The 12,991-nt window shown below is 40.4% G+C and carries 16 protein-coding genes; 4 read left to right on the forward strand and 12 right to left on the reverse strand.

What is annotated here, in order from left to right:
- Positions 1 to 45: 45 nt before the first annotated feature.
- The 4 genes from BMX56_RS17435 to BMX56_RS17450 are packed head-to-tail and all read right to left on the reverse strand — an operon-like array spanning position 46 to position 4,345.
- Positions 46 to 2,205 (reverse strand): GumC family protein, encoded by a 2,160-nt coding sequence (locus tag BMX56_RS17435; RefSeq protein ID WP_090650828.1) that lies wholly within the window; start codon positions 2,203 to 2,205, stop codon positions 46 to 48.
- Positions 2,206 to 2,207: 2 nt separating this feature from the next.
- Positions 2,208 to 2,888, reverse strand: coding sequence for a TolC family protein (locus tag BMX56_RS17440; protein WP_090650830.1), 681 nt, complete (start codon positions 2,886 to 2,888; stop codon positions 2,208 to 2,210).
- Positions 2,889 to 2,892: 4 nt separating this feature from the next.
- Positions 2,893 to 3,978, reverse strand: a complete 1,086-nt coding sequence (locus tag BMX56_RS17445; protein ID WP_090650833.1) for a sugar transferase — start codon at positions 3,976 to 3,978, stop codon at positions 2,893 to 2,895.
- A complete protein-coding gene (locus BMX56_RS17450; protein WP_090650835.1) occupies positions 3,959 to 4,345 on the reverse strand; it encodes a response regulator in 387 nt (128 codons plus the stop codon). The genes BMX56_RS17445 and BMX56_RS17450 overlap by 20 nt, the downstream gene beginning before the upstream one ends.
- A gap of 513 nt (positions 4,346 to 4,858) precedes the next feature.
- Between BMX56_RS17450 and BMX56_RS30615 the strand changes: the two genes are divergently transcribed.
- Complete coding sequence (locus BMX56_RS30615) at positions 4,859 to 5,326, forward strand: response regulator transcription factor (protein WP_274213488.1); 468 nt, start codon at positions 4,859 to 4,861, stop codon at positions 5,324 to 5,326.
- Positions 5,327 to 5,429: 103 nt separating this feature from the next.
- Positions 5,430 to 5,969: a DUF4199 domain-containing protein gene (locus tag BMX56_RS17465; protein WP_090650840.1), complete on the forward strand. Its 540-nt coding sequence runs from the start codon at positions 5,430 to 5,432 to the stop codon at positions 5,967 to 5,969.
- 106 nt (positions 5,970 to 6,075) lie between these two features.
- Here the strand turns inward: BMX56_RS17465 and BMX56_RS17470 are convergent, their stop codons facing one another.
- The 6 genes from BMX56_RS17470 to BMX56_RS17495 all read right to left on the reverse strand — a co-directional run bounded on the left by BMX56_RS17470 (position 6,076) and on the right by BMX56_RS17495 (position 8,898).
- Positions 6,076 to 6,468: a VOC family protein gene (locus BMX56_RS17470; protein ID WP_090650843.1), complete on the reverse strand. Its 393-nt coding sequence runs from the start codon at positions 6,466 to 6,468 to the stop codon at positions 6,076 to 6,078.
- A 68-nt stretch (positions 6,469 to 6,536) separates the two neighbouring features.
- The gene (locus tag BMX56_RS17475; protein ID WP_090650847.1) at positions 6,537 to 6,758 is read right to left on the reverse strand and encodes a hypothetical protein; all 222 of its coding nucleotides are present in this window, start codon (positions 6,756 to 6,758) and stop codon (positions 6,537 to 6,539) included.
- Between the two features lie 36 nt (positions 6,759 to 6,794).
- Positions 6,795 to 7,184: a DoxX family protein gene (locus BMX56_RS17480; protein WP_090650850.1), complete on the reverse strand. Its 390-nt coding sequence runs from the start codon at positions 7,182 to 7,184 to the stop codon at positions 6,795 to 6,797.
- 25 nt (positions 7,185 to 7,209) lie between these two features.
- Entirely contained in the window at positions 7,210 to 7,596 is a 387-nt protein-coding gene (locus BMX56_RS17485) for a DoxX family protein (RefSeq protein ID WP_090651072.1), read from the reverse strand.
- Positions 7,597 to 7,607: 11 nt separating this feature from the next.
- The gene (locus tag BMX56_RS17490) at positions 7,608 to 8,039 is read right to left on the reverse strand and encodes a VOC family protein (RefSeq protein WP_090650852.1); all 432 of its coding nucleotides are present in this window, start codon (positions 8,037 to 8,039) and stop codon (positions 7,608 to 7,610) included.
- A 118-nt stretch (positions 8,040 to 8,157) separates the two neighbouring features.
- Positions 8,158 to 8,898, reverse strand: a complete 741-nt coding sequence (locus BMX56_RS17495) for an NUDIX hydrolase (protein ID WP_090650857.1) — start codon at positions 8,896 to 8,898, stop codon at positions 8,158 to 8,160.
- A 123-nt stretch (positions 8,899 to 9,021) separates the two neighbouring features.
- Here BMX56_RS17495 and BMX56_RS17500 point away from each other — a divergent pair, with 123 nt between their 5' ends.
- Positions 9,022 to 10,653 carry a carboxylesterase/lipase family protein gene (locus BMX56_RS17500; protein ID WP_090650859.1) on the forward strand — a complete coding sequence of 544 codons (1,632 nt, stop codon included), beginning with the start codon at positions 9,022 to 9,024 and terminating at the stop codon, positions 10,651 to 10,653.
- 63 nt (positions 10,654 to 10,716) lie between these two features.
- Here BMX56_RS17500 and BMX56_RS17505 read toward each other — a convergent pair whose 3' ends face one another.
- Complete coding sequence (locus tag BMX56_RS17505) at positions 10,717 to 11,343, reverse strand: LysE family translocator (protein WP_090650862.1); 627 nt, start codon at positions 11,341 to 11,343, stop codon at positions 10,717 to 10,719.
- Between the two features lie 270 nt (positions 11,344 to 11,613).
- Between BMX56_RS17505 and BMX56_RS17510 the strand changes: the two genes are divergently transcribed.
- Positions 11,614 to 12,315, forward strand: a complete 702-nt coding sequence (locus tag BMX56_RS17510; protein WP_090650864.1) for a uracil-DNA glycosylase family protein — start codon at positions 11,614 to 11,616, stop codon at positions 12,313 to 12,315.
- Positions 12,316 to 12,317: 2 nt separating this feature from the next.
- Here the strand turns inward: BMX56_RS17510 and BMX56_RS17515 are convergent, their stop codons facing one another.
- A complete protein-coding gene (locus tag BMX56_RS17515; protein WP_090650867.1) occupies positions 12,318 to 12,641 on the reverse strand; it encodes a hypothetical protein in 324 nt (107 codons plus the stop codon).
- Between the last annotated feature and the right edge of the window lie 350 nt (positions 12,642 to 12,991).

Genomic DNA, 12,991 nt, shown 5'->3' on the forward strand with positions numbered 1-12,991 from the left:
AATTTCCCTGGTTGGAAAATAAACCGGCAAATGCCTTACACAGGGTTATGTTCTCTTTTTATTTGCAGTTGTTTTATTAAGCACCCACCCGCCAAATTTGCTGCCCAGCGTCTTTAAAAATACCAGGTGAGGTTTTTGTGCATTGGTCAGTTCTTTATTTGCCTCAAAAATGGCAATAGTTTTATTAGCAAACAGGAGCCATTCTTTTGATTTATTTAACGCTGTTAGCGGGGCTGTATCAATAATAATAATATCGTATTTTGACTTTAAATCGTCAAAGCGGTTTTTAATAAAGGCTTCGTCGGCAATTTCCAGCAACGTAACATCATTGCCATGGTTGCCCAGCGTAGTAGCTACGCTGCTGTTTATTTCGATACTGCTGTGCGGATTGTCTTTAAAATAATCCTCTAAAAACAACAACGGGTGCAGTGCATTTGTTAAATCCGGCCGCTCAAAGTTTCCATCAATTAATAAAACCTTTTTATTGATCATGGCATAGGAGTAGGCCAGGCTTGCAGCAAAAAGTGTTTTACCCTCATGGGCACTTAAACTGGTAACGGCCACAATTTTTTCTCCACGTAATTCCTGGTCAATTTCAAATCTTACAGATCGTAGCAAATCTTTGTATTGTTGCATTTTATCCCGGTTTTCAATATCCCAAAGTTTCCTGAGGTCAAGGTCGGTGCCAGGTATCCTGTTTAGATAGCCAAGTAATGGCAACTGGGTTTTATTAACAAGTTCGGCAGGCTCCTTTATAGTATTATCAAAATAAAACATCAGGAACAACACAAACACGCACCCAAAAAGCGTTACCACAACGCTTATAACTATCAATAGCATCTTTTTGGATGGTTGCGGGGCTTCAGGCTCGGCTTTCTCCACCTGTATCAGCTCGATGTTGAAATTTGATTTAAGGTTGGTAGCATTGTATTTATTCAACACGTCAAGGTATTCCTGGCTGGCAATGTTGATGTCAAAATCGTAAGTTTTTACCTTGGCATCAAACGGCACCAGGCTTGCAAATTTGGCGTTCAGTTTGGCCAGTTCGGCATTAATAGATTGCAGGCCATATTTGGCCAGGTCGCGTGCTATTTCAAGGCCCAGTTTTTGCTTAACCAATTCGTCTTTATGTGTAAGCGGATTGGTAATATATTGGTCTGATGAGATATTTATTTGAGCCGATAATGATTTTTGAAGCGAATCAAGGGCGGGTTTATATTTAGGATCGTAATTACTGCGGATATACCTGTTTTGAGTGTTATGAAGTTCATCCTGGGTTGCGGTAATAGTCTGGTTAATTTTGCTTGATACCGACTCGAAATATTTTCTGTCGCCGGGATCAAACCTGCTGTCAATCTTTTTTAGCGTCCCATCGTAAGATGCAATTTCTTTTTCGGCATCCTGCTTTTTATCATTGTAGCTAATTATCTGGCTAAAAATAGCCCTCGACTGCTCTTCAAGGTTTATTATCCCGTTATCTATTTTGTATTGTTGTAGCTGCGCCGTTTTTTCGCGAAGGGCGGTCCTTTTTTGAACAAGTAAATCGGATAAAAATGAAACGGCGTTTGATTGGTTTTTCTTTACCGCCTGGGTATAGTAGTTAATAAACTGCGTACATAATATATTAACCACATCTGCAGACAATTGCGGGTTGGCCGAATCATAAGTTATAGTTATAAAATCACTATCCTCATCCCTGTAAATAATCAGGTTCTTGCGTAAAGATGCATCATCATATTTCATCGAGTGCAACAGGTCGTTCATAACAAGTTCCTGTTTGTTATAAAGCTGCAGCGGTTCAAAGTGATTAAATTTGTATTCAAAAAACTTTAATGCGGCATCGCGCTCGTATTCGGCCATTTCTGCAAGCATTTTGCTTGGTTTGCTGTAGGGGTAGGCCGGATACTTAAGGTCATGTATAATTAGCGAGTAGGATACCTGGCTCACTATCCGCTTAAGCTTCATAATAGCCATCAGGTTGCTAAATTCGCTGAAAGCCTGTTGTGCCTGCATGCTTGCGTTCGCGTCTTTATCCAGCAAGTGCCGCGATGCATCAATTATCCCTGTAGCAATTTGCGCATGTGAAATATAGGTGTCGGGCAGCTTTTTAACCAAAAAAAATGTCCCTATACCCGTTATAAGCGGTATAAAAATGAGTATTAACCGGTATTTTTTTATGAGTTTAAAAAAAAAGCTTAACTCCATCTTTATTTTACGTCTTCCAGTTTAATTCCTAATAGCTCTTCCAGATTTGTTTTGGCCGTCCAGGTGGCTAATTCTGCCTGCAACATAAACGCATTTTGATTGTAATACGTAGTTAGTTGTTCATTATATATCTGGAATGTAGTCTCTCCCTTTTGAAAGGCATATTTAAGCTGCTTAACGGCAGTGCCGGCATCTGTTACCGCCCCCGAGCGAAGCCTTAATTCGGCCATAGCCGCCAAATAAGTAAAATAACTTCTTTTTACCTGCGCTTCAAGGCTAAGCATATACTCTGCCTGCTGGTACTGTGCTATTTTAAGGGATTCGCTTGCAACGTTTGTATTGGCCGGATTTCTAAGTAATTGGCCTATATTAAGCGTTATTGCTAACTGATACCCTTTGAATATGCTTGGTTTGGCCTGGTTAACTAAATTTTGCGGACTGTAAATGTACGAAGCCGTCAAGCCATCCAGCCAGGCAAATTTTGTTTGATTGTACGTGCTGCGGGCTATTTTAACCTGGCTTTGCCTTGATTTTACTTCCGGATAATTCTTTTTTGCTGTTGCTATCAGCTTATCCAGGTATGTCATGTTTACAGTATTTATGAAAGTTTCCTGGGCGTGTACCTGCCTGGAAAACAGTGTAATGGATATCAAAAAGCAAGTTATTACTATATTTCTGTTCATTAATTTATACTTTTTCTTTTTGAAAGAGGGCCGGTATGGTACCGGCAATTATCCGTAAATCTAACCAAATAGAATACTTTTGGGCATAAAAATTATCCAGTTTTTTTCTTTCTCTTTCAGACATGTCTTCTTTTCCCCGTTTGCTTATCTGCCATAAGCCGGTAAGGCCAGCCGGGCCCAAAAACCTCATCGACCACTCATTAGATGTAAGCATTTCCGCTTCGTAAACAGGTAAAGGACGGTTACCTACTACCGACATATCGCCCCTGAGGATGTTAAAAAGCTGCGGAAGCTCGTCGAGGCTGGAGTTGCGCAAAAAATTACCGAGCCTGGTAATGCGCGGGTCGTTTTTTATTTTTACAAAAGCTGCTTTGCCGGCGCCGCCTTCATTGGCATATTGGTTGCTTTCGGTAGATAGCTTGGCCAATAACTGATCGGCATCGGTACGCATCGATCTGAATTTATAAAAATCAAACACCTTGTATCCCGTACCAACGCGCTTACTCTTGTAAAATACCGGGCCTTTTGAATCCAATTTAATCGCTATGGCTACAAGCAGGTAAATGGGCGACAGGAAGAAAAGCATTGAGCACGATATAATCAGGTCGATAATACGTTTTCCCAAAGGCATCTTGTACGTGGTATCAACCTCTTTTGATAGCTCAAGAAGCTTTGGTTTTATCAGCTTAAAAGTTACCAGAAAATTAAGCCTTTCGCGCAAGTCATCAACAGAAAACGGGACGCTGTAATAATCGTGCACTCTTAATTGAAGCGCCTTTTGCTTAAGGTTTTTATCGTTTTTGGTTGACAGCAGAACAATAATAGACCCGTTAAGTAAAAAGCTTCTTTTTATCGATTCAACCAGCGCAAAGCATTTGCCTTCGGTATCGATCTCTATCAGGATAATGTCTGGTACGGTTAATATAGATTGCTCACCAAGATAAACATCAAGCTGTGTGATAGTATCATTACAAATAATGTTAAAATTATTAAGGCCGCTTAATATGAGGTCTTTTAATTCCAACCCCGCGTAAGCGATCCTGATGTGCGAGCCGGAATTTTCGTTCCAATCAGACGTTTGTCGATTCATAAACTTGTAGAAGTTGGTTAATTGCTGATTTGAGTTCGTTCGGCTTAAAAGGTTTGTGCATGTAAGCGTCAATTTTGAATGGCATATTGCTCACCTGCTCATCCAGGTCATGTGCTGCAGACAACAGCAATACCGGGATATCGCGGTAAAAACCACTTATTTTTACATTTTTAGCAAATGACTGACCATCAAAGTAAGGCATTTGAAGATCAGAAAGGATCAGGTCGGGCAGGTGCCCTTCTTCCAGCCAGCTAAAAGCCTCAATGCCGTTGTTCTTAACAACACAGTTGTAATCTTTTGAGAGTATAAAACTAAGTAACTTTAATATGCTTAAATCGTCATCGACAATTAGTAACGTTTTCTTCATATGATTAATTTGGGAATCAGCTTTAAAGCGGTTAAAACACGTAAACTAATAATTTCAGGGGCCTGTATGGCTTTAATTATATACAAATTCCTATATTTTTTATTGGTTTGCAAAATGATCAGGTATACGTTAAAAAGAGGTTTAATGTTCCGTTTTTTACTGATATTCCCAAAAAACCAATGCTGATTAACCAGTTTATGTGCACTTTGACAATTACTGTACCGAAAATACGGATAAAAAATTTACCATAAGCACCAATAATGTTTTTATTTGTTAACAAGCCCATTATTTATCTTGTTCGTTTTAATTAAAGGATTGCTATGGTTGTATTTGAATTATTATGGCCAAATATGTCCTGCTGTTGAGGAATTTTTTCCCACTTTGGGAGACCGCTTTTAAAATGGGAAAAAAATTTCCTGACGCGACCTGTTCAATTAAGTAGGAGTTTAATGGGCAGGGGGATATTTTATCGGCATATTTTATATTTTTGGCAATAAGCAACATTAAAAGGCCGTGAATAAGTTTTCAAAAAATAAGCATATCATCATGTATGGTGGTTCGCTGGCTGTACTGCTGTTTTTAATGAAATGGCTGGAATACCGGTTTATTTTAATAGATCATGCATTCGAGATTTATATTGGCGCCATCGCCGTTGTTTTTACTTCCCTTGGCATCTGGCTGGCATTAAAATTAAGTTCGCCGAAAGTTAAAACTATACAAGTTGAAAAAGAGGTTTATATTTATGCCAATGATAATTTTGTTTTAAACGAAACCGCGTTAACCCAACTTAATTTAAGTAAGCGCGAGATGGAGGTGTTGCAGTTAATGGCCGATGGCTTAAGTAACCAGGAGATTGCCGCCCGCTTATTTTTATCTTTAAATACGGTTAAAACACATTCGTCGCGTTTGTTTGAAAAGCTGGAAGTTGAGCGCCGTACCCAGGCCGTTGATAAAGCTAAGAAACTGGGTATCATTGCGTGATAATATTGGTACTTTGGTATGATTTAAGCAAAATCACCCTAAAGTATGACCGCGTTGCAAACCCAAAGCCCCAAATTTGTACCAGAAATTTAAACTTGAAACAATGAAAAAAAATGTAATCGTTTTTGGATTAATTGCAGGTGCAATAGTATCCGGTTTGATGGCTGTTACCATGGCAATGTGTTATGCCAATGGGCACACCAATGGCAGCATGTACTTAGGATATGCTACCATGCTTATTGCTTTTTCCATGATATTTGTAGCTGTTAAAAACTACCGGGATAAATATAACGGCGGCGAGATAACTTTTGGGAAAGGGTTTATGATAGGGCTTTACATCGCGCTTATCGCATCTACCTGTTATGTAGTTAGCTGGCTGATAATTTACTACAACTTTATGCCCGATTTTATGGAAAGGTATGCAACCCAGGTGCTTGCCGAAGCTAAGGCCGCCGGAGCAAGCGCAAAAGAACTGAGCGATGAGACTGCAAAAATGGATTCATATAAGCAAATGTATAAGAACCCAATTTTTATAATGTTATTTACTTATGTGGAAATATTGCCCGTAGGCTTAGTTATAGCCGTTATTGCCGCATTAATATTAAAAAAGAAGCACACAAACAATATTTTGACTGCCGGTTAAGCCGTAAGCCCGAAGTTATAAGTACTAAGTCAGCTTAACTCTTTTTTCTTACGACTCCGGGCTTACGACTTCGGGCTATTTTAACCAAATTCCATGGTTTGCAGCTTTAGCCTTTAGCTTCTTCAATAACCGACAGGATATTGCCTGCCGGGTCATTAAACCACGCTATCGTAGGGCCACCAGCTGTAAATATGCCTTTTTCATTGGTTTTGAAGTTCTCTTCATTGTAAACTATAAATTTAACGTCGCGCACTGTTAATTCATCTACAGCTTTTTCTACATCGGGTACCGGGAAGTTAAGTATAGTAAAAGTGGCTGGCTCATGATTGGGTTTTGGATATATTACAATTGCGTTGCCGCCTGAAATTTCCAGGTGCAATATGCCCGGCATTGCGGTATCATCCTTTACTTCCAGTCCCAATGTTTTGCCGTAAAACTCCTTTGCTTTCCCGATATCATTTACCGAAAAGCCGCTGAATGCTTTGCTATCTTTTAACATGATGTTCTCCTTTTATTATAACGTTATTATAATAATTAACCGTAGCGGATTTTGTTTGCGTATTGAAGTTAATCCGTTAATACTTCGGCCCGATAGCCAAAGCGTTTTAAAAAAAGTATCATCGTATTAGCGCATATGGTTCCGCTGTTGCATTGCACCCGCAATATGTTATCGCAATCGTCCAGATCGAAATTTGCATGATAGCCGGCAAAGGTCTTGTGGATTTCGACCAATAATGCTTTGGCATATTTACGCCTGTTTACATTGGTTTTAAAAACTTCTACCGTCATAACAGCTTGATTTTTTAATCCGTGTGCATGTGTTGTTTATTTTGCGGTAAATAATGGAGCATATTTTTCCCGTTGCGTATAGGCCAGGAATAATACGCCTGCCAGCAATGGTATAACCATAGTAAGCCCCGATGGCGATAAAAATGCATTCACTAAAACAATATTTACCATTACCGGGAATAAAACTACTAAAGCGAGTGCAACGTACCTGCCAAATAATAAAAGCAGCGCGCAAACCAATTCGGTTATCTTTATAAGCAGCATTAAATAACCCGAGGCTTCCAATCCATCGTTAAAAACTTTCATATTGCCTGTTACAGGAGGCATGGTAAATGCATGAAAGTAAACCATGGCAAAATAGGTTACCGATGCAAACAAAAACATTAGTGCTACCAGTGTGCGTACAATAATTACAGCGATTTTCATAAAATTTTGTTTTTAGTGTGATTGGTTATAATTCAGTTGATTTTAATTGATTAAACTTTTTCCAGAAATAGTATGCCGCAAACAAAAATACAAGCATGATTATTGGCGGAATGAACTCAATAATGGCATCGCCCGCAAAAGCCCTTGACGCAATGGCACCAAAAAGAGTGAATGAAAAGCCGGCGTAAGCCCATTCTTTAACTGTCTTGTATTTGTTTTGCAGTATGGCTATTACCCCAAGCAGTTTGGCAGTGCCCACTATCACCATAAAATAAATGGGATAACCCAGGTGGTGCAGTACATCAATACCTGTCTGTTGCTTTGTAACTCCGCCAAAACCGTCACCGGCCATAGCTAATGCCAGTAAAATTGTTAACACCCAGTAGGTGATGTTAATTGTTTTCGCGCTCATAACCGTCAACGTTATTGTGGGCGGTTGGGTGAATAACTTACCATCCATGATATGCCAAATTTATCGGTAAACCATCCAAACAGGTCGCCCCACTCGGCCATAGCAAGCGGCACTATAACCTGGCCGCCTGCAGATAGAGCCGCAAATATGGTTTCTGCTTCTTCCTTGCTATCAGCATTGATAGAGACATGATAGTTATTACCCTGTTTGTAGCCCATGCCCATTTCACCAATGCTATCGGTAGCCATCAGGATGTTTTTGCCTATGGGCAAGGCAATGTGCATCAGTTTGTCTTTGTCTGCTTCGGCTACGTTCTCAGACCCTCCCGGCGAATCTTTAAAACGTATCACGGCCAAAAATTCACCGCCAAATACTGATTTGTAAAAGTTAAAAGCTTCTTCGGTTGTACCGGGGAGATTCAAATAAGGATTAATTGTTGCCATGGTAGTTGAGGTTTCAAGTGATTAAATGTCTGTTGATTGATAATGTAAATCTACAGTCATTAAATATAAACCAAAAGGGTGTAATACGACAATTAAAGGGTATAATTAACACACTAAATTATCTTCCGGAAATAAACCTATATAGGTAAGGCGCTTTATGGGCGCCGCCGGTAAATTTTTTTGCTATCCGTTCCAATATGCCCAGGCTTAGCATCTTACGCTGAAAGGCCGCCCTGATGAGTTTTTTGTTCAAGATAGTTTCATACAGGCTTTGTAAATCGCCCATGGTAAAATCATCGGTGAGCAGGTTAAAGCCTATCAGTTTCTGATCCAGGTTGGCGCGCAGGGTTTCCAGTGCTTTTTTTATGATAAGCCGGTGATCCTGCATCAGCTCAGGCAAATCATCAAGGCCATACCAATCGCAACTATCCGAGATACTATCGGGGGTAGGGATGGCTTTTGTAAAATCTACAAGCGCATAATATCCTATAGATACAAAACGCTTCAGCAACCAGTGGTCGGCCGGGGGGATCTTGCCACTTACAGACATAATCTTTTTCAGGGGCTCCGGATCGTGCCTGCTTCTGTCGCCAAAAACATAAAACTGGTCAAGGAAGATGTTTTTTAGGCCCGTTCGATCAAATAACACCCGTCGTGCAGCTTCATTAACATCTTCGTAATCATGAATAAAGCCGCCTGGCAAGGCATACAAACCGGTGTTTTTATAGGCAAGCAGCAAAACTTTAAGTTGTTTGTCATGAAAGCCAAAAATTACCGCGTCAATAGCCAGGCCGGGCAAATAGCCTTCACCTTTTGCATCAGCTTCCTGTTTTTTGAACTCGTTGTTGTCTTCGGGCATATAAATCGTAGCAATTAACAAAAAAATTTGTTAGCGGCGTAAATTTAAATTATTATTGTAACATAATGATACAATAGTTATTCTAATGCTTGTATTAATTTCCAATAACCAATTATAAACCACATGAGGAAACCATTTTTAGCAGTATTGCTGCTGGTGCAGCTAACTACCGTGAAGGTAATTGCACAAACAAACCAGGTAACTATCGGGAACGGTACGCTGGAGGGTGTAAAAGAGGCGGGTTCGCCCGTAACTATTTTTAAAGGTATCCCGTTTGCGCAACCACCCGTTGGCGATTTGCGCTGGAAAGAGCCGCAACCCGCTAAAAACTGGACGGGCGTTTTAAAAGCCGATCATTTTGGAAATAACCCTATGCAGCGGCCGGTTTTTGGTGATATGAATTTTAGGTCATCGGGGATGAGCGAGGATTGCCTTTATCTTAACGTTTGGACACCTGCTAAAACCATGAAAGAAAAGCTACCGGTACTGGTTTATTTTTATGGCGGCGGCTTAGTTGCCGGAGATGGGTCCGAATCGCGCTATGACGGCGAAAGCATGGCTAAACGTGGGATTGTTGCATTAACTGTAAATTACCGTTTGGGCATATTCGGGTTCTTTTCTCATCCGGAGCTAACTGCCGAATCGCCAAACCATTCGTCAGGCAATTATGGTTACCTCGACCAGCATGCTGCGCTGGAATGGGTGAAAAAGAACATAGCCAAATTTGGCGGCGATCCTGATCATGTTACCATCGCTGGCGAATCGGCTGGGTCGATATCGGTATCAATACAAATGGCGTCGCCGTTATCAAAAAACTTAATCAACGCGGCGATAGGAGAGAGCGGTGCCGGGATAAAACCAACTTTAAATTCTATCCCATTGGCTGATGCCGAAAAAAACGGGGCGAAATTTGCGATCAACATGAAAGCCGGATCTATAGCTGATTTAAGGGCTATACCCGCTGCCGATTTACTCAACGCGGCTTACAGTGCAAACGCAACCCCCAATACGCCAACTATTGATGGATATTTGTTGCCAAAATCGCTGCCCGAAATTTTTGAAGCAGGCGAACAGGCAAAAATCCCGATTTTAGTTGGATGGAACTCGGCCGAGGTGCCTTACCAGTTTGTAATGCGTGCCGACGCACCAACGCTGGACAATTACAAAAAAGCATTAAATACTTTGTATGGCGATAAAGCCGGCGAAGTAATGAAACTTTATCCTGCCTCGACAGACGAAGAAGTTATTAAATCAGCAACCGCCTTATCAAGCGATCGTTTTATCGTGTACAGTACCTGGAAATGGGCCGATCTGCAAATTAAAACGGGTGGCAAACCTGTTTATCGTTATTGCTTTTCGCGCATCCGCCCGGCGATGACAGCACAAATGGGCAACGCAGCCCCGGGGCTTGCAGGAGGTGTTGTGAAAAATAACGGAGGCATGGCTATGCCAAAAATGCCAGCGGCAGTTGGCGCATCGCACGCATCCGAAATTGAGTACGCCATGGGCAACCTTGGCGGCAATAAAGTGTACGCCTGGACACCTGACGACTATAAAGTATCAGAAACCATGGAGAGCTATTTTGCCAATTTCATTAAAAATTATAATCCAAACGGTGCAGGTTTGTCAAAGTGGGACGCCAATACAGCCGGTAAAAGCCCGGTTAAGTTTATGGACATTGACGTAAAAAGCGGGCAAAAAGCAGAAAACGACCGGGACAGGTATTTGTTCCTGGATAAAGAATATATGAAGTAAGATTTTTTTATGGGGTGTTTTAATTGTCCTGGTTGCTGTAAAGTAACCGGGACTTTTTTTATTTTATCTTTTGGTGAAAGCTATTTTAATACCCATCAGCACAAAAACAACTGCCGAAAATTTATTAAGCCAAAAACTAAATAAAGGCTGCTTTTTTAGTCGCCCGGATAATGAACCGGCAAAAAACGTGAGCACAGCAAACCAGGCTAAACCCATTAGCGCGTAAGTTATACCAAGCAAAACAAAGGGCAGGGCATTGTGAATTTGTGCCGGATGGATGAATTGCGGGAAAAATGCCAGGAAAAATATGGCAACTTTTGGGTTAAGGGTATTGGTTAACACTGCAGATAAATAAGTTTTACGCACAGGCTCCAATACCATGGTTACATCCTGTTTTAAAATTTCTTCTTTGGAAAGAAACTTACTGATGCCAAGATAAACCAGGTAGGCAGCGCCGGCGTATTTTACAAAGCTGAAAGCCATTGCAGATTGTGATAATATTAATGACAAACCAAATGCAGCCAGCGTAGTATGTACAAGCACTCCGGTAGTGATACCCAGCGTTGCATAAATACCAGCCTTTTTGCCCTGGGCAATTGATTTGTTAAGCACGAAAATGGTATCGATACCCGGTGAGATGATGAACAGAAAAGAAGTAACCAGGAAAGTAGTAAAGTTAACAATGCCCATAACGTAAAAGTAAACAGATCTAACCAAAATATAGGCTTTTAAACTTAAAACAGACGGGAGGCACCTACGGAGCCCTGCTTTTGAGTTTTATACTATAAACACGCGACTCCGTAGGAGTCAATGACACGCATTATTTCCAACTCCAGAGGAGTTACGTGTTTATAGCATGATAAATATTTATTGTTTGGCTCCGTAGGTGCCTCCTTTTTTAAAGCGATTGCTGAACCAAAATAACTTTATCTCATAAGCTTTTTGCTAATTTTACCCTGTATGAACACCTTTGCCGATAGAATAATAGCTTTTAATCAACAACTGGAATATACAGGGACGCTGCCGACTGGCATAAGTATTATGAACCCGTTCAGGGACAATAATTTTGCATTAAATGTGTCTACCCGGTTTTACAATAAATATTACAGCGATAATCATCCCCGCCATTTGGTATTAGGGATAAATCCGGGGCGTTTTGGTTCGGGTATGACAGGAGTGTCATTTACCGATCCTAAACGAATGATTAGCAAATGCCACATACCCTATACCGGGCCTATAACGCATGAACCATCATCAGAATATGTGTATGATATGATTGATGCCTTTGGCGGTATAACAGCGTTTTATGAGCAGTTTTACATCCACTCGGTTTGCCCGCTCGGCTTTACAATAACCGGCCCAAAAGGCAAAGAGGTAAATTATAATTATTACGATACTCCCGGGTTGACAAAAGCGGTGTATCCCTTCATTGTAGAAAATATCAAAAAGCAAATTGCTATAGGGTTTGAAACTGATGTTTGTTTTTGTTTTGGTACCGGGAAAAATGAAAACTTTTTGCGCAAGCTTAACGATGAGCACCGTTTTTTTAAACAGGTTGTGGCGCTGGAGCACCCGCGTTTTATTATGCAATACAAATCAAAAACAAAACAGGTTTATATAGATAAGTACCTCAAAGCTTTTAACACTGTTGTTATTCCTTAAAACTATTTAGAGCTGATATCGCGTTTATGATCATCAAACTCTTTGCCGGTAGCATGATAATCCCTGATCAGCTTGGCCAATTGTTTTAATTCGAAATCGGTAAGTTCGGTACCACCAGAATAATGATACCCGGGTTCCGTATCATCCAAAAAAATAGCGCCCAGATAACCTTTATCAAAAGTTTTCGGACTATCTATATCCTTGTATAACTTATAGGTTCCACTGTTGTTTTCGTCTACCTTATTGGTATTTGCCGGATCGATAGCAATAATAATATGGGTCCCGTCTGCTTTATTAATACCGAATGTTACGCCGCTGGTTATCATAAGTAATAAACAAGCAGGCTGGATAAATGTTTGAGTACACACGAATTGAGCAGATTAAATCGAATTTCACGAATTGAACTAACACGAATTGTACGAATTGAGGCGAATTTCACGAATTTGCATAGTTCGCCAAATTTTAAGCTCAGTATTAGTTGCAATTAGTAAACCAACTTTGAACCCTTTGTTTGCGCTAATTCGCTTCAATTCGTGTTAATCTTCTTTAATAAAATTAAAAAGTTTTAATATGTTTATAAAATTATTGGGATTAGCTATTGTGACACATAAAAAGCAAGGTTTATCATAACTTTGTTAGGCGAGCGGGATAATTGGCGTTAGATAATTTCAGGAAA

Source organism: Mucilaginibacter sp. OK283, from assembly GCF_900110415.1.
Lineage (GTDB): Bacteria > Bacteroidota > Bacteroidia > Sphingobacteriales > Sphingobacteriaceae > Mucilaginibacter.